This window comes from Bacillus sp. RO1 (assembly GCF_012524115.1).
Lineage (GTDB): Bacteria > Bacillota > Bacilli > Bacillales > Bacillaceae_I > Sutcliffiella_A.
In genome coordinates, this window is the sequence record NZ_JAAZWB010000052.1 from 28,987 (window position 1) to 50,772 (window position 21,786).

A 21,786-nucleotide genomic window follows, 5' to 3' on the forward strand; every position below is an offset into this window, starting at 1 on the left:
AAACTAAATATAAGATTAAGAAAAATCAGTTCTTCAACTAACGAAGCAGGTTAGTTCAAATTCTGTTTTATTTAAATAAAAGACGGTGAAAAAAGCACCGTCTATAATTAGCTATTTATTTTGTGTTAATTCTTTGTAATAAAGGTAATCGACTTTATGCTTGGTAGCCATTAACTGTGAAGCCAAAACCGCCGTATAAACAGTGGTTAGTACAATTGCTCCAATACCAAGACCTGAAAGGTTTATCTTAGTAGATGTACTCATTTCATTATTACTTGTGCTCATTCCATTATTACTTGTGGGTGCTTCTTCCATTTTATTAACCCCCTAATTTGTTATAGGGGTATTATTTGTAACGGCATTTAAACTTATACTCCAAAAAATAAAAAACTTAATTTTGTGAACAAATGTACTTAAACAATCGGGTGCTTTCCTTAAAGAATAAGGAGTAGCATCCTTTTTTGTAGAAGTTATAAAACTAAAGGTGCATATTACTTCAGGATATGAAGGTATAATAAGATGTTAAGAGGTGATTAAACAATGGCTAATGAAAAGTTATTTACAGCTATTTATATTCCAGAGACACCTTTTGTCAATGGAGTATTAAAGCCTAAAAAGGCAAAGAAATATAACTTTGAATTGTTGGTAAGTAAAAAAATGGTGAGTAATCTTTATCATTTTATTTATAAAAGGGATGAAAAAAACATTCACAGTTATTATTTCGAGGATTTAGAAGACGACTTGGAAAGATATTTGTTTGTGGAAAATAATGATTTATATGATGACTTTGTTTCGCAGTTTTGGGGTGGAGGACAAAGGTATTGGGAAAGTGGCATGGACGTGTATTTAGATGTAGATAGTCCTGAAGAGGTAATCGAACATTTAAACCATGTAGTTAAAAATAGATTTTATGATGAGAATGAACCTATGCCTATGTGCCACATTTTTGGTCAACAAATGTGGCATAGTAACGCTTACCTTATTGCAAATCGAACATCTTTATTGGAATTAAAAGAGGCGATTGATGTTGCCTTAAAGAATGAAGAAACCAGATTAGGTCTAATGCCTTCTGATGGCGAGGGATATGATTTATTCATTAAATGTGTTGAAGATGATTTTGAATGGGAAGAGTTAGAAATGCCTTATCATGATAGAGAATGTTATGTGCCTGATGAATCGGTAGATCTTCCTCCAAATAAAACTTTTAAAAAATATAAACTTTAGAGGAAAAATCCAATCTGCTAGCTACTTTCTTATTTAACTAACGGGAGCTTTAGTTAAATAAGAAAATAATTGGTGGTAAAAAGGACCGACTTATCAAAAGTTGGTCCTTTTTTGTGTGATTTACCTTGTGTATTACCAAGTGTTTTGTCAGTGATTAGCTATGAGATTTTATATGATATTTGTCTGTTTGCACCTCACAAGTAAACCCGTTAATTGAATTAGAGGTAGTTTTTTAAGCGTATTGTTTATTTTTTTCAGTTAATTTCTTTTCTAGTTCGCTTTTTTTTATTCTTTCCTTTAATGTTTTTATTAGCGTTTGACAGGCTTCTTGGTAGATCAATGCCTCAGAAACAGTGCATGACCTGTCTTTTAATTTTGCATTCCATTTTAATAAAGCTTCTTTTTCATGGGGATACAAAAGGGAACTCATGGTTTCAACATTTTCAATAAATGATGGCATTTTTTTATCACCTCTTTATAACTATTCACTTTTTATGATTAAGCCGAACTCCTTCTTAAGTAATTAAATTATATGTTACAAAATCATTTATAAAAGTGTAAAGGTTAGATTTTAAGAAAGTGAATTTTATATCTCACCACATCTTATATTTTCAATCATTTCTTTCGTTGTAATAACCTTTCCTTCTTCAATATCGTTTTCTGATTCCTCAAACATTTTTTGCATTTCAGGGTCGTTTTCAAATCGCTCAATTTCTAAAACATTTATCTTTACAATTTTTTCGCACATATTTGCACCTCCCTTAGTTTGTTTTTTTAGTATATTGGAATTGTTACAATTAGCAAGAGAATTTTAACAGAAAAAGGTAAGTTAGTAATAATGTACGACTTGGGACAACTTCATCACCTCACATAGTGTCATAAGGTGATTTAGACTGACAAAGCAGCTAGAATCCGTCTATCACCGATGAAAAGAAAGCGAAAGAGCTGCAACAGAAGGTTGTCGCCTTCCTTGTTGATAAAGCCATACAAAAAGTCTCCAAAGCATAGGAAGCTTTTTATTTTTCTCCTAATTAATCATACGAGCCCAAATCTGCATATGTTAGTTAGGGGAGGGGATTACGCATGGAGGAAAAAGAGAAGAATCATAAAGAAGAGAACGAACAGAACCTTCAAAAGCCATCGAAAAAGTATACGTTTTCCTTTCATCCTTCATTAGATGAACAAACAGCAGCAGAACTGGCAGAAGAGTTGGTAGATCATACCATTAAAAAAGCGATATCTAAACGAAAAGGCTTAGGCTTATAATGGATAGATAAGGAATCATTTTAAGAGGTGATAGGATATGAAATCGAACACTGCAGCAGCTTATGTGAGGGTAAGTACGCTGCATGATGCACAAAAAGACAGTCCAGAAAATCAGCGAATGCTATGTTCTGAAAAAGCATTTGCTGAAAATCTGGACCTTGCCTTCTTTTATGAAGATCGCTCATCCGGAACAAGCATTATGGGACGAGAAGATATGCAAAACTTAATTGAAGATGCCAAAAAGGGCTACTTCAAAACCATTATTTTTGCCTCTCTTTCCCGTTTTGCCCGAAATACAGCAGACGCGCTAAACGTAAAAGAGCTCCTAGTGGACGCGCTTGGCATACGTTTAATTGCGATAGACGAAAATTACGACAGCTCTGTCGATAAAGACAATATGAAATTCACGCTATTTTCCATGATGAATGAAAAGTACGCGCAAGATGTTTCGCTTCGGAGTAGATCTGGTATTCGTATGAGCGCAAAAAAAGGGAACTTTACCGGCAGTCGTGCTCCATTTGGCTATAAAAAGGTTGTGGTCAATCAGACCAAAACATTGGAAATCGTCGAAAAGGACGCCGAAATTGTCCGGATGATCTATGATCTTTACGTGAACGAAGACATGGGGGAAAAGCAGATTACGAATTATTTAAACGCACGCGGCATCCCTTCTCCGACAAATAAACTTTGGGGTATTACTACCCTTCAACGGATTTTGCAAAATGAAGCTTACATAGGATGCAATGTTTACAACAAATATACCGTGGAAAAACGGTATGATGATTTAAACAACATGCAAGATCGGAAAAAGCGATTAGTACAAAAAGCAAAAGAAGAGTGGCTCCGAAACGAAGAGAAAAACTGGGAAGCTATCCTTGAGGACGAAGTCTTTCATAAAGCTCAAAAAATCCGACAATCGCGATACAAAGGCAGTCGAGGTGGCGTAAGAATTGTTCAGGTTAACCCCTTAGCAGATATTATCAAATGTGCGCATTGTGGAAGCAATTTAGTTAGCATGAAGGCGGGAAAGACCGGTAAAAACGGACAAGTATATCGCTATCTTATTTGCTCAAAACGGCGTCGCCAAGGCGAAGTGGCGTGTGAGAACGGTTTGTGGTTGCCGCTAGAAGATTATAAAACACAGCTCATACAAAATGTAAAAGAACAGTTTAGTAAACATATATCTACTATTAATATAGAAGAAAAGATTGAAAGGGAACTGAAAAAGCAAAAAAAGCCTACCCCTTCCTCTCACATAACGATTGAAAAATTAGAAAAAGAAATAACAAAAAATAGAAGATATCTTTTTGAACTTAGAAAGGACTTGAAAAATGAGGAGATAGACAAAGAACAATATAATTTTGAAAAAGAGGAAATGGAAAAGGAAATTACCAAACTCCAAAAGCAGATGAAACAACTGCAACCGGTAGGAGATATAATTGAAAGTAACGAAGAGATAAAGAGGGCAATCCTTGAAGCAATTGATGAGTTAAAGGAACTCGATCACAAAGATATTAAAGAATTAAATACTACCCTAAAAAAACTGATCCATAGGATTGAAGTTAATAATGAAGGACATACAAAAGTATATACCCCACTTGGGGAATTTTAGTTATGCCACCAAAACACATTTCGAATGCTATGCAAAAGCTGGGAGTGAAGGGGCGTTCCCAAGCAGTTGTCGAGCTTCTTCGCATGGGAGAATTAGAGCTTTAACTTAAACCGCCGACTATCATCTAACCATACAGTTATGAGTGGTAGTCGGTTATTTATCTATCAATAAACCCAAGTATTTCTATGTGGGCAAATATGTTTAAAAGCCTTTACATCTTGCATTTTATATGAAAACATAAGAAAATATACTTAACTGACACTGTGACTACATGACATCTATGTTCAGATAAGGCTGTTTTCGTAACTTTGTTGCTTGACGTATTAATAAGTAACTCGTTCTACTCCTTACTGTCGTGCTCTTTTCTTGTTATTAACGAGAATAGCTGCATGCGTAAATTAAAGTAGATATATGGTAAAAAGTCCAATTGCCGACTTTTTAAGAGGATTAGCAACAATTCTTGAGAAAAGAGCTTAGATAAAAGAAAAAGGGAAGAAAGAGGGTCGAGAATGACAAATCAGAATGAAGCAGTATTGCAGGATCCGCAATTAGTTGCAGATATTGAGAAATCGTTGAGATACATAGCGACTTTAGTAAAACAAAAAGGTCGCGAAATATTAAGCAATTACACTATAACCCCTCCACAGTTCGTTGCGTTGCAATGGCTTTTAGAGGGTGGAGATATGACAATCGGTGAATTGTCTACAAAGATGTATTTAGCTTGCAGTACGACCACTGACCTTGTGGACCGTATGGAAAAGAATGAACTTGTTCAACGTGTGAAAGATCCTAACGACCGCCGCGTGGTACGAATTCATCTTTTAGAAGAAGGAGAGCGCATTATCGCGGAGGTAGTGAAAAAGCGTCAGGATTATTTGCAAAACATACTAAAGAACTATTCCAAAGATGAAATTTTCATGTTAGAAAAATGTTTAGCACGATTACATCTAGAAATGAAAGAATGAGGGATTTAGTTGCAAAGACCAATTGGAGTTATTGATTCTGGTGTTGGTGGGCTGACAGTTGCGAAGGAAATTATGCGTCAGTTGCCGAAAGAGCGCATTATTTACTTAGGCGACACAGCGCGTTGCCCTTATGGACCAAGGCCTGTCGATGAAGTTCGTCTCTATACATGGGAGATGACAAGGTATTTATTGACCCATGATATAAAAATGCTTGTTATTGCCTGTAACACAGCTACTGCTGTCGTGTTAGATGAGATACGAGAGCAATTAGATATTCCGGTCATTGGAGTGGTGGACCCGGGTGCAAGAACAGCCTTGAAGGTTACAGCCAATTATCAGGTTGGTGTGATTGGGACTGTGGGGACGATCAATAGTGGTGCCTATGCCAATGCCTTGAAATCCATTAACAATGAAGTAAAGGTAGAAAGCTTGGCGTGTCCAAACTTTGTACCGCTAGTAGAGAGTGGCGAATTTGAAGGAGAACGTGCAAAGGAAATTGTAGAAGATACTCTACATCTCTTCAAAGGTTCGGAGATTGATACACTGATCCTTGGCTGTACACATTATCCGCTTCTAACGCCTACTATTCAAGCTGTAATGGGAGATGGTATTCAACTGATCAGTTCGGGTGATGAAACAGCCCGTGAAGTAAGTACCATTCTCAACTTCAAAAAACTTTTGAATAAAACACAGTTAACTGAAAATCATCAATTTTACACAACCGGATCGAAAGAGCTTTTTGAAAAGATAGCAAGTAAGCTTTTCGAACAGCCAATCGAGAATGTAAAGACGATTGTGTTGGATCCGATTGAGATATAAAGAATGTTGAAAACAGGACGGAAACTTTTCGTCCTGTTTTTTTGCGTTTATTTTTGTGGGACAAAACTTTTTCTAAAGCTCGGTCTATTTTTTGGAATAGCTCGTATACATAGTAGTACAAACCGTCTTAGGAGGGAAACCTATGTCTCATAAAAAAGTGAAATTGACTGCTGCTGCCGTGCTTGCTTCTTCTGTATTGTTATCTGGATGCGGATTATTTGGAGGTGACGAGCAGGCAGGAAAAGAAGAGGATATTCCGCAAGATGTTTCATATGTAGATGATGCTGCAAGTGAAACTGGTGCAGAGAATGAAACAACTGGTGAAGAAACGGATGGGGAAGAGGCAACTGTTTCGGAAAATGTGCAAAGAGAACTATACTTAATTGATAGTAATGGATATGTTGTTTCGCAAACATTGGAGCTCCCAAAAACCAATGAAGTCGCGAAGCAGGCATTAGAATACTTAGTTGCCGGAGGTCCGGTGGATGAATTGCTTCCAAATGGCTTTAGAGCCGTATTACCTGCTGGGACGGAAGTGGACGTAAATCTTAAAGAAGACGGAACCATCGTTGCCGACTTCTCAAAGGAATTCACTAATTATGATGGGGCAGACGAAGAAAGAATTCTGCAAGCCATCACTTGGACGCTGACGCAGTTTGAAAATGTGGAAAAAGTCCAAATCATGGTGAACGGACATGAGCAAACAGTAATGCCGGTAAATCAAACGCCAATTGGTGATGGCGTGAGCAGAGCGAATGGAATCAATTTTAACACTGCTGAAGCGGTAGATCTAATGAATTCTCGTGCTGTAACATTGTACTTTATGGCGGAAAGCAGTAACGGAGAGCCGTATTATGTACCTGTGACATCACGTCTAAGCTTGGAAGGTAAAGACAAATTTTCTGCGATTGTAGACGCGCTGATTAATGGTCCTTCCCATACTTCAGGTTTAACAAATGATCTGTCGAACGAAGTGGCACTTCTGGATGAGCCAGTTCTGGTTGATGGCAATCTGGTATTGAACTTTAATGAGGCTATCCTTGGCCTTGAAGGAAGAATTGTATCGAAATCCATTGTTGATTCGCTGGTTCTGACATTAACAGAACAAACAGGTGTTGAAAGCATCGCCATTACGGTGGATGGAGAAGGCGACTTGATGGCGACAGATGGAACAAACATTTCAGAGCCTGTCGCACGCCCTGAAAAAGTGAACACAGGCAGGTTTTAACGTGTGAAATTTGCTATACTAAGGAAAGAATGATTAGAAGAGGTGCTATGCTGCCTCTTCTTTATTTTATTGGAGACAAAAGGAGCTTGTAAGAATGTCGAGATCAGATGGTAGAGAGCAAAATCAATTAAGAGCGGTTGAAATAATTACGGACTACATCACACATCCTGAAGGATCGGTATTAATTTGTGTAGGGAACACAAAAGTAATTTGTTCGGCCACGATAGAAGACAGAGTACCCCCTTTTATGCGCGGCGGGGGAAAAGGGTGGATAACAGCGGAGTATTCCATGCTTCCGCGGGCAACCGAAAAAAGAACGATGCGGGAGTCGACTAAGGGCAAGGTAACCGGCAGAACGATGGAAATCCAGCGACTGATCGGCAGAGCTCTACGTTCTGTTGTAGAGCTGGACAAAATAGGCGAAAAAACCATCTGGATCGACTGTGATGTCATTCAGGCGGATGGAGGCACAAGAACGGCGTCTATCACAGGGGCCTTTGTGGCGATGGTCCTTGCTTTTCAAAAGCTAGTCGAAGCAAAGAAGATAACAAGTCTCCCTATTACGGATTTTTTAGCAGCAACATCCGTTGGCGTCATGGAAGATGGCCAAGCTTTACTTGATTTAAACTACATAGAAGATTCCACTGCCCAGGTGGACATGAACGTCATTATGACCGGCTCTTTGGATCTGGTTGAATTGCAAGGAACGGGAGAAGAAGCAACTTTTACAAGAAAACAGCTAAATGAACTGTTGGACTTGGCTGAAGAAGGTGTATTACATCTTGTTGAAGAGCAAAAGAAAGCGTTGGGAAATTTGACACAAAGTATCATTGGTAATGGAAAAGGAGAAAATAAAAATGACTGAAATAATTATCGCAACCAATAACCCGGGGAAGGTAAAGGATTTTCAAGTGATTTTGGAACCAAAAGGATTCAAGGTAAAATCTCTTGCTGATTTTCCAGAAATACCTGACGTGGAAGAAACAGGTACAACTTTTGAAGAAAATGCTTTGTTAAAGGCGGAGGCAGTGTCAGAGCACCTTGGAAAGATCGTGCTTGCAGATGATTCCGGCCTCGAGGTAGATGCATTAAATGGTGAACCAGGTGTGTACTCAGCACGTTATGCGGGTATGGAAAAGGATGATAAGAAAAATATTCAAAAGGTACTCGATGGGATGGAAGGGGTTTCGGATGAAAAACGGACGGCCAGGTTTGTTTGCGTCCTTGCAGTAGTAAATCCTAATGGTGAAAAATTTACTGTTCGTGGAACGTGTGAAGGAACCATTGCCAGGGAACCGATTGGAGAGAATGGATTCGGATATGATCCTATTTTTTATGTGAAAGAGAAACAGAGGACGATGGCCCAACTCTCTAAGGTAGAAAAAAGTGAAATTAGTCACAGGGGAAATGCTATTAAAGAGTTAACCAATCAGTGGGAGTTGCTTTCCCGCAAAAATTAGGAGTGGAAGCATGAAAGTTTTAATTGTTAGTGACAATCATGGACAAGCAGAGGTGCTACGGCAAATAAAATCCCGTCATCAGGGGGAAGTGGATTTATTCATCCATTGTGGGGATTCTGAACTTCCTTCTACAAGCGAAGAAATGGAAGGCTTTTATGGTGTAAGGGGAAACTGCGATTTTGACGATGATTATCCTCAACAATTAACAAAGGAAATCGGCAACCAACGACTTTTTGCTACACACGGCCATTTGTATCAGGTTAAATCTTCTTTATTGCCATTAAAGTATGCTGCTGAAGAGGAAAGTGCAAATATTGTATGTTTCGGCCATTCTCATATTGCAGGGGCAGAATATTTTGATGGGATCCTCTTTATTAACCCAGGTAGCATTGAACTACCGCGTATGACACGGAATAAAACCTATGCTATACTAGATGTAAAAGAATCATGTTATTTTGTACATTACTATAATGAAAAGGGAGAAAAACTTTCTTCCCATACATTTGAAAAGTGATAAGAGAGAGGGGATTCCTCTCTCTATTATAGAAAAATAGTCGTTGAAAATTATTTGAGAAAAGTTTTTTAAAAACTGTTGACTTTAATGTATGTATCTCATATAATAAATCTTGTCGCTGCTGATAATTAGTAAATATTTCTTATCGGTGAGTACATAATTTAATTATGTCCCAGTAGCTCAGTTGGATAGAGCAACGGCCTTCTAAGCCGTGTGTCGGGGGTTCGAATCCCTCCTGGGACGCCACTTTATTTAAAAACACTATGCACATTTTTATGGACACTTTTTTCGAAGAGTGTTGATGAAAATGCAGGCATGGTGTTTTTTGTTTTTATTATAAGTAATTGTAATGGAGCGGCAGAGTTGGCTATATGCCCGAAGCTCGGTTAGAAACTCCTGAAAGGTAAAATAGGTATTGGAGCCGTCTCAATGCCCGAACGCCCTTCGCCAGAGTCCAAAAGGTAAGAGAGAAGCCGTCTCAAAGCCCGAACGCCCACAGCCAGAGCGCAAAAGGTAAGAGAGAAGCCGTCTCAAAGCCCGAACGCCCACAGCCAGAGCGCAAAAGGTAAGAGAGAAGCCGTCTCAAAGCCCGAACGCCCTTCGCCAGAGTCCAAAAGGTAAGAGAGAAGCCGTCTCAATGCCCGAACGCCCACAGCCAGAGCGCAAAAGGTAAGAGAGAAGCCGTCTCAATGCCCGAATGCCCTTCGCCAGAGTCCAAAAGGTAAGAGAGAAGCCGTCTCGATGCCCGAACGCCCTCCCCAAAACCCAAAAGGTTACCGACACCCCTCCCTCCTCAACACTTAGGTGCCACCCCCTATCGCTTGTGCTCCCCTCCAATCATTGATAAACTTATTTCAAATATTTCACAACAATAAAAATAGGACGGCTACTTACATATGAAAAAACCAAAAAAGATAGTGGAGTTCCCTAATCTAAAACAGCGACTGCTGGAAAAAGCGATGCAAACGATGAAAGAAAAAAAGTTTTCCGAGGCGTTGGAACTCTTTGAACAGGCCCGTGAAAATGACTATGCCTATGCGGAAGTGGAGCTTGGTATGGTAGTTTGCTATATGGAACTCGGTCAGTTAACAGAAGCAAAAAACCGTTGCAAGAAAATGCTCCGGGAAGATGTTGGAGATTATTTTCATGTGCTTCAGATATACATAACGATTCTCATTCAATTAAAAGAGTATGCCGAGGTCAAATCCACGATTGAAGCAATTCTTGAAGAAGACAAGCTGCCTGCACAATATGCGCAAAATTTCTATCAGCTCCTGGAGTTTGCTAGAAAGATGCTGCCTTCAGAAGAAAATGAATCAATGGAACCAGATTATAACGATCAAGAGGATGAATTGTTTTTGCTTCATGAAGGGAATGTCCAAAAACAATATGAATTCATCCAATCGTTGAAGCACCGCAACATTCGCCCTCTAATTGCTGACATTCATCAATACCTAGAGGATGAACTAAAGCACCCTGTCCTCAAAACCTTCTTGCTTCACATTCTTATAGAACAAGGCTGGGACAAGGAAACAGAAGTAAGCAAAATGGGTCAACGAACCACCATTGTTCCATCCAATTTAAAAAGTGGTGAAGAAGATCCTTTCTTAAACGAAATTATTTCTATATTGGAAGATAAAGTGGAAAGTGACAACCCCTCATTATACGAAGGTTTAAAAGAAATGCTCGTCCGAATACATACTGTTCAATTTCCAATGCCATTCACACCAGACAAACCGGAAGTATGGGCCGCTGGCTTACATAGAGCTGGGGTGGAACTGTTTGGTTTGGAAGTAAGCGATGACGAGTTGGCAGCGCAATACCAGGTTTCTGCTTTAGAAGTGAAGTCGGTCACACGCGAGATCAATAAGCTTGAAGATTTTTCATATTTACGATTATGAGGCTATGTGTTGAACTCATCTGGGATTATGTTATAATGTAAGGGTTGTAAACTGTATATACGATATAGGTTCTTAGATTAACCTCTTGTAACAAGGGGTGTTTAAGACTGTGTACTTGCAGCAAAAATGTAGAAAACAACAACCACCATGTGTGGTTCATCAGATTAGATAGTGTGTAATCATTATCTTTTTTGAAAATAGATGTTGGAGGGAAAATTATGTCTGCTAAATGGGAAAAGTTAGAAGGTAATCAAGGTGTATTAACAGTTGAAGTTGATGCGGAAACAGTTAATAAAGGTCTTGACGCTGCATTCAAAAAAGTAGTAACTAAAGTAAACGTACCAGGTTTCCGTAAAGGGAAAATTCCTCGTGGAATGTTCGAACAACGTTTTGGTGTAGAATCTTTATACCAAGATGCTCTTGATATCATTCTTCCAACTGCATACTCTAACGCAGTTGTTGAAACTGGAATCGAGCCTGTTGATCAACCAGAAATCGACATCGAAACAATTGCTAAAAACGAGAAGCTTGTTTTCACTGCTAAAGTGATCGTAAAGCCTGAGGTTAAACTTGGCGAGTACAAAGGATTAGAAGTTGAGCGTTTAGACGCTAACGTTACGGACGAAGATGTAGAAGCTGACTTGAAAGGCCTTCAAGAGCGTCAAGCTGAGCTTGTTGTAAAAGAAGAAGGAACTGTTGAGAACGGCGATACAGTTGTAATGGACTTTGAAGGATTCGTTAACGGTGAAGCTTTCGAAGGTGGAAAAGCGGAGAACTATTCTTTAGAAATCGGTTCTAACACGTTCATCCCAGGTTTCGAAGAGCAACTAGTAGGTCTTGCAGCTGGAGCGGAGAAAGAAGTAGAAGTTTCTTTCCCTGAAGAGTACCACGCTGAAGAGCTTGCTGGTAAGCCTGCAGTTTTCAAAGTAACTGTACACGAAATCAAAACAAAAGAACTTCCTGCACTTGACGATGAGTTCGCGAAAGATGTAGACGAAGAAGTTGAAACGCTTGAAGAGCTTAAAGCTAAAACTAAAGCACGTCTTGAAGAATCTAAGAAAACAGAAGCTGACAACCACCTACGCGACACGCTAGTGGACAAAGCTGCTGCAAATGCAGAAGTGGAAATTCCAGAAGCAATGGTGAAAACTGAAACAGACCGCATGGTTCGTGAATTCGAACAACGCCTTCAAATGCAAGGTATGAACATGGAGCTTTACTTCCAGTTCTCCGGTCAAGATGAAGAAGCTCTTCGCACTCAAATGAAAGAGGATGCAGAAAAGCGTGTGAAAATGAACCTTACGCTTGAAGCAATCTCTAAAGCTGAAAACATCGAAGTTACTGATGAAGAAGCTAACGAAGAGATCGAAAAAATGGCTGGAATGTACAACATGTCTGTTGACCAAATCAAGCAAGCATTAGGTAGCTTGGAAGGTCTTAAAGAAGATTTGAAAATCAGAAAAGCAATTGATTTCCTTGTAGAAAACAGCAAAGATGTTGCATAATAGAGAATAAGAGACAAGGCGCGACTTGATCGTGCCTTGTTTTGTACCATCTAGACCTTTTTTAAAAGCTCTGTTAATGGATATTGTTTATTTCAAAGAGTTTTATAGCTGCTGATTGGAGCATAGGGCGTAGACTCCTTCGGGAGGTAGCGGTTATAGGAGACCCCGTAGGCAAAGCCGAGGATGCTCCGCAAGCGCCCCGAGGAAAGCGAAGCCCGTTGCGGAAATCACCAGCGGTGTTTAACAGAACTTTTTTAAAAGTAAAGTTTTCCGCTTTTTCCATTCATCACTGTGTTAGTAAAATGAATTCATGGATACAATAGTACGGACCCATCTTCTAAAATATCCATACATAACCAAAGTATTATTATTAGAAATGTTAGGCTAAAATGTGGTAAAATGCAGTACATAACTATTTTTTAAGAATGATGAGTTTCTCATTTTTTAGGAGACCAGCCGATGATGGGAAAAGAGAGAAATGATAAGGGGTGAAACAATTTGTTTAAATTTAATGACGAAAAAGGACAATTGAAGTGTTCTTTCTGTGGAAAAACACAAGATCAAGTTCGTAAACTTGTAGCAGGTCCAGGCGTATACATATGTGATGAATGTATTGAACTTTGTACGGAAATCGTAGAAGAAGAGTTGGGTACAGAGGAAGAAGTAGAATTCAAGGACGTTCCAAAGCCAAAAGAAATTCGCGATATTTTAGACGAATATGTTATTGGTCAGGAGTCTGCGAAGAAATCTTTATCTGTAGCGGTGTATAACCACTATAAGCGTATTAACTCCAACAGTAAGATTGATGATGTTGAGCTTGCAAAGAGTAATATTGCCATGATCGGACCGACTGGTAGCGGTAAAACTCTACTTGCTCAAACACTTGCAAGAATTCTGAATGTACCATTTGCCATTGCAGATGCGACTTCCTTAACAGAAGCTGGTTATGTTGGGGAAGATGTAGAAAACATTCTACTAAAACTGATCCAAGCTGCTGATTATGATGTGGAGAAAGCTGAAAAAGGTATCATTTACATCGATGAAATTGATAAAGTTGCGCGTAAATCTGAAAATCCGTCCATCACTCGTGATGTGTCTGGTGAAGGTGTACAGCAAGCGCTATTGAAAATTCTTGAAGGTACTGTAGCAAGCGTTCCTCCTCAAGGTGGACGTAAGCACCCACATCAAGAATTCATCCAAATTGATACGACGAACATCCTATTTATTTGCGGTGGTGCATTTGACGGAATCGAGCAAATCATCAAACGCCGTCTAGGTAAAAAGGTTATCGGTTTCGGTACTGCGGAAACTAAAGCGGATGATTTAGAGCAAAAAGAATTGCTTGGAAAAGTATTGCCGGAAGATTTACTTCGTTTCGGTTTGATTCCTGAATTCATTGGACGTCTTCCTGTTACAGCGAGCTTAATGCCGCTTGATGAGGATGCTCTAATTGAAATCCTTACTAAACCTAAAAATGCTCTTGTAAAGCAATATCAAAAGATGCTTGATCTTGATAATGTTGAGCTTGAGTTTGAAGATGGTGCATTGTCTGAGATTGCGAAGAAAGCGATCGAAAGAAAAACTGGGGCACGTGGATTGCGATCTATCATTGAAGGACTTATGCTTGATGTGATGTATGAGCTTCCTTCTCGCGAGGATATCAAGAAATGTGTGATTACAGCTGAAACGGTTGCTGACAATGTTGCGCCAAAGTTGATTTTAGATGATGGGTCTGAGTTGAAACAAGACGAAAAGACTTCTGCATAACCACTAAAGAGCACTTTCCTACGGGAGAGTGCTTTTTTTATACCCTCCAATCTTTTCGCCAAAAGCCTATTTTAACCAAATATTTTTTATTGGATTATTACCCAATCCCACGGAGATACTACCATATAATCACATCAAGAATGCAGGAGGGTTTCTATGTCTTTTACGGGTATAGCACTGTTCATACAGCTTTTCTTTGGGGTCATCATTGGCCTTTATTTCTGGAACCTGCTCAAAAACCAACGGACGCAAAAAGTAACGATTGATAAAGAATCAAAAAAGGAAATGGAACAACTAAGAAAAATGAGAAGTATTTCACTCTCAGAGCCACTCGCTGAGAAAGTAAGACCAACAAGCTTCAAAGAAATCGTCGGGCAAGAGGATGGAATAAAGGCATTAAAAGCGGCCATTTGTGGGCCGAACCCTCAGCATGTCATTATTTATGGACCTCCAGGAGTTGGGAAAACTGCTGCTGCAAGGCTTGTTCTTGAAGAAGCAAAAAGGAATCCAAAGTCTCCTTTTAGAGGGTCTGCCGTTTTTATTGAATTGGATGCAACAACTGCTCGTTTTGATGAAAGAGGGATTGCAGATCCGTTAATTGGGTCTGTACATGATCCGATTTATCAAGGTGCTGGCGCAATGGGGCAAGCAGGTATACCGCAACCAAAACAAGGAGCTGTAACGCATGCGCATGGAGGAATGCTTTTCATCGATGAAATTGGTGAACTTCATTCTATTCAAATGAACAAATTACTTAAAGTGTTGGAAGACAGGAAAGTGTACTTAGACAGCGCGTATTACAGTGAAGAAAATAACCAAATACCAACGCATATTCATGATATTTTTCAAAATGGTCTGCCTGCGGATTTCCGTCTTGTAGGGGCAACCACCAGAACGCCGAATGAAATACCTCCTGCCATCAGGTCTAGATGTATGGAAGTTTTCTTCCGTGAGTTAGATCAAGAGGAACTGGAAGCTGTCGCTAGAAATGCGGCTTCTAAAATCAATATGATGGTAGAAGAAGAAGGTATCAGCCTGCTTGCTTCCTATACAAGGAACGGGCGCGAAGTCGTAAATATGATGCAAATTGCATGTGGACTCGCAATTACGGAAGACCGCGACACAGTAAAGGTTGAAGACATTGAGTGGGTAGTTCACTCTAGTCAATTGGCACCTAAATACGAAAACAAAATAAAAGAAGCGGCACAGCCTGGACTTGTCAACGGTCTGGCGGTTTTCGGACCTAACTCAGGAGCGCTTCTTGAAATTGAAGTGACCGCAATTCCTACCGAAGAGAAAAAAGGAACGGTGAACATAACAGGAATTGTGGAAGAAGAAAGCATGGGTAATCAAGGTGGCAAATCCATACGCAGAAAGAGTATGGCAAAAGGATCTATCGAGAACGTTATTACAGTACTTAGAAAGCTTGGAGTTCCTGCTGCTGATTACGATATCCATGTCAATTTTCCAGGTGGAATCCCGATTGACGGACCTTCAGCAGGAATTGCAATGGCGACTGGAATTTATTCAGCCATCTTCAAAATTCCAGTTAGCAATCTTGTCGCAATGACAGGAGAAATCAGCATCCACGGAACTGTTAAACCAATTGGGGGAGTCATCCCGAAAATAAAAGCGGCAAAACAGGCTGGTGCAAAGAAAGTCATCATTCCAGCTGATAACATGCAATCGATTATTAAAGAAATTGACGGCATTGAAGTCATTCCGGTAAAAGAGTTCCAAGAAGTCCTTGATCTTACCTTATTAAGAGAAAAGATTACCGAAACGAGCGTAGAAAGCATTTTGCATGCACCAATGAGCATTCCGAAAACAGAATCCATGTAAATGGTGGGCAGGCCTTGCGATGGTCTGCCTGTTTTACATCACGAAGCCTTACTGATTGCACTAATGCGTTTAAAAAGGTAAAATTTTTACTACCATTTCTATATTAAGTTAGGCAAAGTTGTAAAAGATAATAAAACAAACTCTTTTATAAGTTAAACTGTCCCTTTAATTAGACAGAGTTATTTAATTAGGATAGAATTGAACAAAGATACATAAAGGAAGAGCGTACGGGGGTGTTACCATGGCAACAAATAAGGAATTTCATGTTCCATTATTGCCTTTAAGAGGACTGATGGTCTTTCCGACAATGGTGTTACATTTGGATGTCGGAAGAGAAAAGTCAATAGAAGCATTAGAACAAGCGATGCTAGGAGACGACATTGTCGTTCTCTCTACACAAAAAGAAGTGGGAACGGACAATCCTACAAAAGAGGACCTATACACTTGGGGTACTTTGACAAAAGTGAAACAAATGTTAAAGCTTCCTAATGGTACGGTCCGTGTCCTTGTGGAAGGACTAGAACGTGCAAAAATAGAAGAGTTTATTGAAAAAGATACACATTGGGAAGCCAAACTTTTGACCTATCCCGATACAGAAGAGAAAGATCCTGAAGACGAAGCCTTAATGAGAACTTTGCTGGACTATTTCCATACATACACAAAGCTCTCTAAAAAGACAACTGTCGAAACATATCATACCGTTTCTGATATAACAGAGCCTGGGAGAATGGCGGATATCATTACATCCCACTTACCTATTAACATGAAAGAAAAACAGGATATTCTTGAAACGCGTGATGTAAAAGAGCGTCTGAACAAAGTGATCAAACACGTAAATAATGAAAAAGAAGTACTGCAATTAGAGAAAAAAATCGGTTTGCGAGTGAAGCGTTCTATGGAACGTACACAAAAGGAATATTACCTTCGTGAGCAGATGAAAGCAATCCAAAAAGAGCTTGGCGATAAGGAAGGTAAAGGCGGAGAAATTGAGGACCTTAAAGAGAAACTCGAAAAGATCGGCATGCCGGAAAATGTGAAAAAGACTGCATTGAAGGAAATTGACCGCTATGAAAAAATTCCATCCAGTTCCGCTGAAAGCTCTGTTATCCGCAACTATATTGACTGGTTGTTAAACCTGCCTTGGCAAGAAGCAACAGAAGATCAATTAAATATTATCAGAGCGGAAGAAATTCTTAATGAAGACCACTTCGGGCTGGAAAAAGTAAAAGAACGTGTTTTGGAATACTTAGCCGTCCAACAGCTGACAAAATCACTGAAAGGACCAATTCTTTGTTTGGCAGGACCTCCGGGTGTCGGTAAAACTTCCTTGGCACGATCCATTGCCAAGTCCTTGGACCGCAAATTTGTCCGCGTCTCCCTTGGCGGAGTTCGGGACGAATCTGAAATACGCGGTCACCGTAGAACCTATGTTGGTGCCATGCCTGGCCGAATCATCCAGGGCATGAAAAAAGCGGGAACCATCAATCCGGTTTTCCTTTTAGATGAAATAGACAAAATGTCCAATGACTTCAGGGGAGATCCTTCCTCTGCATTGCTGGAAGTATTAGATCCTGAACAAAATTTTAATTTCAGTGACCACTATATCGAAGAACCTTATGACCTATCTAATGTCATGTTCATCGCTACAGCAAACAATTTGGCTACCATTCCTGGACCTTTACGCGACAGAATGGAAATCATTACGATCGCAGGTTACACAGAAATAGAAAAGTTAAACATAGGGAAAGACCATCTGCTGCCTCGTCAGGCAAAGGAGCATGGTTTACAAAAGAATCTCCTGCAAGTCAGAGACGAAGCGCTAATGTCCATTATCCGACACCATACCCGTGAAGCAGGCGTGCGTAGTTTGGAAAGACAACTTGCTTCTATCTGCAGGAAAGCTGCCAAACTCATCGTTTCTGGTGAAAAGAAAAGGGTAGTTATTACGGATAAAAACCTTGCCGAATTCCTTGGTAAGCCGAAATTCCGTTACGGACAGGCAGAAGAAGAAGACCAGGTTGGCGTGGCAACAGGTCTTGCCTATACAACCGTCGGTGGCGATACGTTATCCATTGAAGTATCCCTATCACCAGGTAAAGGAAAGCTCATGTTGACCGGTAAGCTTGGGGATGTGATGAAAGAGTCTGCCCATGCAGCATTTAGTTTTATCCGCTCACGAGCGGACGAATTGAATATTGACCCTGATTTCAATGAGAAAAATGATATCCATATTCACGTCCCAGAAGGTGCTGTTCCGAAAGACGGTCCATCCGCCGGGATTACAATGGCCACTGCCCTCATCTCAGCATTAACCGGCAGACCGGTCAGAAGAGATGTTGGAATGACAGGTGAAATTACTTTAAGAGGACGTGTGCTACCAATCGGCGGACTAAAAGAAAAATCCCTGAGTGCACACCGCGCCGGCTTAAAAAAGGTTATACTACCTAAAGAGAATGAAAAAGATTTGGATGATATTCCAGAAAGTGTGCGAAAAGATTTAACGTTTGTTTTAGTATCACATTTAGATCAAGTGTTAGAACACGCATTAGCAGGAGAGAAAAAATGAAAGTAACACAAGCAGAAATAGTAATAAGTGCCGTAAAACCAGAACAATACCCAAGTGAGCTTTTGCCGGAATTCGCCTTGGCGGGCCGTTCCAATGTTGGAAAGTCATCTTTTATCAATAAGATGATCAACCGCAAGAACCTTGCGAGAACTTCCTCCAAACCGGGAAAAACACAAACATTGAACTTTTATCTGATCAATGAAATGTTGCATTTCGTCGATGTACCTGGTTATGGTTTCGCAAAAGTCCCGAAATCCGAACGTGATGCATGGGGCAGAATGATGGAAACCTATTTGACAAGCAGAGAGCAGCTTCGTGCCGTCCTGCAAATAGTAGACCTTCGCCATCCGCCGTCCAAGGATGATGTCACGATGTATGAGTACCTGAAGCATTACGAGCTTCCAGTAGTCGTCATCGCAACGAAGGCAGACAAAATTCCTAAAGGGAAATGGCAAAAACACTTAAAAGTGATAAGGGAAACCCTCGGAATGGATAAAGAAGACGAACTAATCCTTTTCTCTTCCGAAACAGGACAAGGCAAAGATGAAGTCTGGGGCATGTTGCAAAAAAGAATGAAGTAAAACCGAAACTGCGAATCAGAGCAAGAATACTCTGAACGCAGTTTTTTGGTTTAAAGTGAGGAGTGACTTAGGTGCAGAAATTATTTTACAAAGACCCATACATACAGAGATTTACGACAACGCTGGTGAGACATTCACAAGATGAATCGGGAAAATGGTATGCCGTACTAGAACAAACCGCCTTTTATCCAGAAGGCGGCGGGCAACCGTATGACACAGGTAGCCTAAATGACCAAAATGTCATAGAGGTACAAGAAATCAATGGGGAAATCAGACATTACCTGGAGCACCCACTTCCAGGAACATCTGAAGTCAAGGGAATCATTGATTGGGATAGAAGATATGATCATATGCAGCAACACGCAGGACAGCACCTTTTATCTGCTGCGTTTGAAGAATTGTTTTCTTACAAAACAAAAAGTTTTCACCTGGGCAAAGAAGTATCTACCATTGACCTTGATACGAACGAATTGACAGAAAAGGAAGTTCTAGAGGCTGAAGCACTAGTTAATAAGATTATCCTTGAAAATCGCATGATTGAGACAAAATGGGTAACAAAGGAAGAGCTCACAAATTATCCACTAAGAAAAGAGCTGTCAGTATCTGAAAATATCCGTCTAGTCATCATCCCTGATTTTGACTATAACGGCTGTGGAGGAACACACCCTCATTCAACGGGCGGGGTAGCTTCTCTTAAAATACTTGCTCTAGAAAAACAAAAGAACATGATTCGAGTGTCCTTTGTTGCAGGAAGTCGCGTTTTAAAACAACTACATGCTAAACAGCAGGTCGTTTCGAAATTATCCGCTTTATTAAATGCTCCACAAAACGGAATGGAAGAAGCGGTCACCAGAATATTAGGGCAAAGTAAAGAACAGGCAAAAGAACTAAAAGAAATGAAAGAAAAGCTTCTAGAATACGAAGCAGCTGCTCTTTCTTCCCAAAAGGAAGTGGTTTCAGGTCGTACATTAATAAAGTCTGTGCTTCAAAATAAGGAGATGGCAGAACTTCAAAGTATGGCACGGAAATTAGTTTCAGCTAATGACGACATCAACGTGTTTCTTTTCGCTGAAAATGGAGGGAAGCTGCAATTTGTCGGGGCTAGAGGAAGCAACTCTAATCTCGATATGAGGTCTGTTGCCAAAAAAGTCTTTGTCTTCATAAATGGAAGAGGAGGAGGTAAAGAAAACTTCGTCCAAGGTGGGGGAGAAACCACGCTGACAGGGGAAGAAGTGTTAGAAAAAATAACACATCTTTTATCAAACGATTAAAAAGTAGAATAGATTTCATAGCTTAAATGAAATAGTGGCTATGAAATCTTTTTTTATTGGCAAAAAATAAGAAAAATTTCGAAAAATATGTTTATTAGATTGGAAAATTAGGGAATAGGATGTACAAGGAGCAATTCCGAGCATACATACGATACATGGGTAGTGAGGTCTTCTGAAGTTGGAATTTACTGAATTATTAACAAATATGCATTTAAAGCTTATTTGTGGTAGTTTTCCGTAATTGTTAACATAAAAGGGAGACGAAAAAATGGACACTAAGGGGGATTTTGGAAATTGAAAAAAAGGGTATTGTTAGTCACATTATTTGTGCTGTCTACGATTCTAGCTGCTTGCGGCGGAAAAGTGACAACAAGTGAAGGGTATGAGTTAGTAGAGGAAGGGAAATTCAAGTTTGCTTCTTCAGGAGAATTTGCACCATTTAGTGTAACGGATGGTAACGGAGAAATGACCGGTTTCGATATTGAAGTCGGGGAAGCCATCGCTGCTGAACTGGGTCTAGAACCAGATCAGGAGAAGTACACATTTGCGAGTATTGTTGAAGGAGTAAAAAGTGGTAGGTTTGATGCGGCAGTAGCAAGTCATACCATTACAGAGGAAAGATTGAAGGAAGTAGATTTCTCCACACCCTACTACTATTCTGGGGCTCAGATCTTTGTAAGACCTGACAGCGACATCCAAACATTAGCTGACCTAGAAGGTAAAGAAATTGCGGTTTCCAGAGGGTCTACATATGCAGACCTTGTAAGCGATATCTCTGACAACATCCAAAACTATGATAGCGATGTAGTTGCGTTAGAGGCATTGAACAATGGCCGTCATGATGCGGTGGTAACGGACTTTGTAACTGGCCGTGAAGCAATTGGATCCGGCATGGAGTTAGAAGGCCGTGAACTTCTGGACCGCAGTGAACAGGCAGTCGGAGTTGCAAAGGGGAACGAAGCACTTCTTGAAGCCATCAATGATGCATTAGAAACATTACGTGAAAACGGAAAGCTCAAGGAAATAAGTGAAAAGTACTTTGGAGAAGACATCACTACAGACCCGGATGCGCAAGAATAACGAGCTGACCGTCAGCTGATTATAAAATCCAGTTCGAAAAATGTGTGGTGTTCATTCACCACACATTTTTTATCAGCGGTTTAAGGGATTTTGTAGCTGTTGATTGGAGCAAAAGGCGAAGGCTCCTGCGGGGGAGTAGCGGCAATGTTGAGACCCCGCAGGGCGCAGCCTGAGGAGGCTCAAGG

At 40.1% G+C, this 21,786-nt stretch carries 20 protein-coding genes, 1 tRNA gene and 1 pseudogene; 19 read left to right on the top strand and 3 right to left on the bottom strand.

Annotated features, from left to right (window positions below):
- Nucleotides 1-111 precede the first annotated feature (111 nt).
- Complete coding sequence (locus HC179_RS06040; RefSeq protein ID WP_168863501.1) at nucleotides 112-315, bottom strand: hypothetical protein; 204 nt, start codon at nucleotides 313-315, stop codon at nucleotides 112-114.
- A 225-nt stretch (nucleotides 316-540) separates the two neighbouring features.
- Here HC179_RS06040 and HC179_RS06045 point away from each other — a divergent pair, with 225 nt between their 5' ends.
- Nucleotides 541-1,224, top strand: a complete 684-nt coding sequence (locus tag HC179_RS06045) for a hypothetical protein (protein ID WP_168863525.1) — start codon at nucleotides 541-543, stop codon at nucleotides 1,222-1,224.
- A gap of 232 nt (nucleotides 1,225-1,456) precedes the next feature.
- Here HC179_RS06045 and HC179_RS06050 read toward each other — a convergent pair whose 3' ends face one another.
- Together HC179_RS06050 and HC179_RS06055 are read right to left on the bottom strand one after the other, a co-directional pair.
- Nucleotides 1,457-1,684, bottom strand: a complete 228-nt coding sequence (locus HC179_RS06050) for a hypothetical protein (protein WP_168863526.1) — start codon at nucleotides 1,682-1,684, stop codon at nucleotides 1,457-1,459.
- 126 nt (nucleotides 1,685-1,810) lie between these two features.
- Complete coding sequence (locus HC179_RS06055) at nucleotides 1,811-1,972, bottom strand: hypothetical protein (RefSeq protein WP_168863527.1); 162 nt, start codon at nucleotides 1,970-1,972, stop codon at nucleotides 1,811-1,813.
- Nucleotides 1,973-2,307: 335 nt separating this feature from the next.
- Between HC179_RS06055 and HC179_RS06060 the strand changes: the two genes are divergently transcribed.
- From HC179_RS06060 to HC179_RS06145, 18 genes and pseudogenes are all read left to right on the top strand, one after another.
- A complete protein-coding gene (locus tag HC179_RS06060; protein WP_168863528.1) occupies nucleotides 2,308-2,490 on the top strand; it encodes a hypothetical protein in 183 nt (60 codons plus the stop codon).
- A gap of 37 nt (nucleotides 2,491-2,527) precedes the next feature.
- On the top strand, nucleotides 2,528-4,102 hold the full coding sequence (locus HC179_RS06065; protein WP_168863529.1) for a recombinase family protein: 1,575 nt from the start codon (nucleotides 2,528-2,530) through the stop codon (nucleotides 4,100-4,102).
- A gap of 14 nt (nucleotides 4,103-4,116) precedes the next feature.
- Nucleotides 4,117-4,206: pseudogene (gerE, locus tag HC179_RS06070) on the top strand (spore germination transcription factor GerE); the annotation flags it as partial.
- 405 nt (nucleotides 4,207-4,611) lie between these two features.
- Entirely contained in the window at nucleotides 4,612-5,067 is a 456-nt protein-coding gene (locus tag HC179_RS06075) for a MarR family winged helix-turn-helix transcriptional regulator (RefSeq protein WP_063560031.1), read from the top strand.
- A gap of 9 nt (nucleotides 5,068-5,076) precedes the next feature.
- Nucleotides 5,077-5,886 (top strand): glutamate racemase, encoded by an 810-nt coding sequence (racE, locus tag HC179_RS06080; protein ID WP_168863530.1) that lies wholly within the window; start codon nucleotides 5,077-5,079, stop codon nucleotides 5,884-5,886.
- A 142-nt stretch (nucleotides 5,887-6,028) separates the two neighbouring features.
- Nucleotides 6,029-7,114, top strand: a complete 1,086-nt coding sequence (locus tag HC179_RS06085) for a GerMN domain-containing protein (protein ID WP_168863531.1) — start codon at nucleotides 6,029-6,031, stop codon at nucleotides 7,112-7,114.
- Nucleotides 7,115-7,208: 94 nt separating this feature from the next.
- The gene (gene rph, locus HC179_RS06090; protein ID WP_168863532.1) at nucleotides 7,209-7,979 is read left to right on the top strand and encodes a ribonuclease PH; all 771 of its coding nucleotides are present in this window, start codon (nucleotides 7,209-7,211) and stop codon (nucleotides 7,977-7,979) included.
- Nucleotides 7,972-8,574 (top strand): XTP/dITP diphosphatase, encoded by a 603-nt coding sequence (locus HC179_RS06095; RefSeq protein WP_168863533.1) that lies wholly within the window; start codon nucleotides 7,972-7,974, stop codon nucleotides 8,572-8,574. The genes rph and HC179_RS06095 overlap by 8 nt, the downstream gene beginning before the upstream one ends.
- Before the next feature lie 10 nt (nucleotides 8,575-8,584).
- Nucleotides 8,585-9,088 carry a metallophosphoesterase gene (locus HC179_RS06100; protein WP_168863534.1) on the top strand — a complete coding sequence of 168 codons (504 nt, stop codon included), beginning with the start codon at nucleotides 8,585-8,587 and terminating at the stop codon, nucleotides 9,086-9,088.
- Nucleotides 9,089-9,257: 169 nt separating this feature from the next.
- Nucleotides 9,258-9,334 (top strand) — tRNA-Arg (locus HC179_RS06105).
- 650 nt (nucleotides 9,335-9,984) lie between these two features.
- Nucleotides 9,985-10,989: a tetratricopeptide repeat protein gene (locus HC179_RS06110; protein ID WP_168863535.1), complete on the top strand. Its 1,005-nt coding sequence runs from the start codon at nucleotides 9,985-9,987 to the stop codon at nucleotides 10,987-10,989.
- A gap of 218 nt (nucleotides 10,990-11,207) precedes the next feature.
- Entirely contained in the window at nucleotides 11,208-12,494 is a 1,287-nt protein-coding gene (gene tig / locus HC179_RS06115) for a trigger factor (protein WP_168863536.1), read from the top strand.
- Nucleotides 12,495-12,992: 498 nt separating this feature from the next.
- Nucleotides 12,993-14,261, top strand: a complete 1,269-nt coding sequence (gene clpX / locus HC179_RS06120) for an ATP-dependent protease ATP-binding subunit ClpX (RefSeq protein ID WP_148987816.1) — start codon at nucleotides 12,993-12,995, stop codon at nucleotides 14,259-14,261.
- Between the two features lie 156 nt (nucleotides 14,262-14,417).
- Nucleotides 14,418-16,103, top strand: a complete 1,686-nt coding sequence (gene lonB / locus HC179_RS06125) for an ATP-dependent protease LonB (RefSeq protein WP_168863537.1) — start codon at nucleotides 14,418-14,420, stop codon at nucleotides 16,101-16,103.
- A gap of 241 nt (nucleotides 16,104-16,344) precedes the next feature.
- Nucleotides 16,345-18,669 carry an endopeptidase La gene (gene lon / locus HC179_RS06130; RefSeq protein ID WP_168863538.1) on the top strand — a complete coding sequence of 775 codons (2,325 nt, stop codon included), beginning with the start codon at nucleotides 16,345-16,347 and terminating at the stop codon, nucleotides 18,667-18,669.
- Nucleotides 18,666-19,250 carry a ribosome biogenesis GTP-binding protein YihA/YsxC gene (gene yihA / locus HC179_RS06135; RefSeq protein WP_060664863.1) on the top strand — a complete coding sequence of 195 codons (585 nt, stop codon included), beginning with the start codon at nucleotides 18,666-18,668 and terminating at the stop codon, nucleotides 19,248-19,250. Before lon ends, yihA begins: the two co-directional genes overlap by 4 nt.
- 71 nt (nucleotides 19,251-19,321) lie before the next feature.
- Nucleotides 19,322-20,521 carry a DHHA1 domain-containing protein gene (locus HC179_RS06140; RefSeq protein ID WP_168863539.1) on the top strand — a complete coding sequence of 400 codons (1,200 nt, stop codon included), beginning with the start codon at nucleotides 19,322-19,324 and terminating at the stop codon, nucleotides 20,519-20,521.
- 294 nt (nucleotides 20,522-20,815) lie between these two features.
- Nucleotides 20,816-21,601 (top strand): transporter substrate-binding domain-containing protein, encoded by a 786-nt coding sequence (locus HC179_RS06145; RefSeq protein ID WP_168863540.1) that lies wholly within the window; start codon nucleotides 20,816-20,818, stop codon nucleotides 21,599-21,601.
- Nucleotides 21,602-21,786 lie beyond the last annotated feature (185 nt).

Excerpts from the sequence above, each read along its gene's own strand:
- HC179_RS06040 (WP_168863501.1), bottom strand. The coding sequence starts at position 315 with ATGGAAGAAGCACCCACAAGTAATAATGGAATGAGCACAAGTAATAAT.
- tig (WP_168863536.1), top strand. The coding sequence starts at position 11,208 with ATGTCTGCTAAATGGGAAAAGTTAGAAGGTAATCAAGGTGTATTAACA.
- HC179_RS06055 (WP_168863527.1), bottom strand. The coding sequence starts at position 1,972 with ATGTGCGAAAAAATTGTAAAGATAAATGTTTTAGAAATTGAGCGATTT.
- HC179_RS06050 (WP_168863526.1), bottom strand. The coding sequence starts at position 1,684 with ATGCCATCATTTATTGAAAATGTTGAAACCATGAGTTCCCTTTTGTAT.
- lonB (WP_168863537.1), top strand. The coding sequence starts at position 14,418 with ATGTCTTTTACGGGTATAGCACTGTTCATACAGCTTTTCTTTGGGGTC.
- rph (WP_168863532.1), top strand. The coding sequence starts at position 7,209 with ATGTCGAGATCAGATGGTAGAGAGCAAAATCAATTAAGAGCGGTTGAA.
- HC179_RS06085 (WP_168863531.1), top strand. The coding sequence starts at position 6,029 with ATGTCTCATAAAAAAGTGAAATTGACTGCTGCTGCCGTGCTTGCTTCT.
- HC179_RS06045 (WP_168863525.1), top strand. The coding sequence starts at position 541 with ATGGCTAATGAAAAGTTATTTACAGCTATTTATATTCCAGAGACACCT.
- HC179_RS06095 (WP_168863533.1), top strand. The coding sequence starts at position 7,972 with ATGACTGAAATAATTATCGCAACCAATAACCCGGGGAAGGTAAAGGAT.
- HC179_RS06075 (WP_063560031.1), top strand. The coding sequence starts at position 4,612 with ATGACAAATCAGAATGAAGCAGTATTGCAGGATCCGCAATTAGTTGCA.
- HC179_RS06100 (WP_168863534.1), top strand. The coding sequence starts at position 8,585 with ATGAAAGTTTTAATTGTTAGTGACAATCATGGACAAGCAGAGGTGCTA.
- yihA (WP_060664863.1), top strand. The coding sequence starts at position 18,666 with ATGAAAGTAACACAAGCAGAAATAGTAATAAGTGCCGTAAAACCAGAA.
- lon (WP_168863538.1), top strand. The coding sequence starts at position 16,345 with ATGGCAACAAATAAGGAATTTCATGTTCCATTATTGCCTTTAAGAGGA.
- HC179_RS06110 (WP_168863535.1), top strand. The coding sequence starts at position 9,985 with ATGAAAAAACCAAAAAAGATAGTGGAGTTCCCTAATCTAAAACAGCGA.
- HC179_RS06065 (WP_168863529.1), top strand. The coding sequence starts at position 2,528 with ATGAAATCGAACACTGCAGCAGCTTATGTGAGGGTAAGTACGCTGCAT.
- HC179_RS06060 (WP_168863528.1), top strand. The coding sequence starts at position 2,308 with ATGGAGGAAAAAGAGAAGAATCATAAAGAAGAGAACGAACAGAACCTT.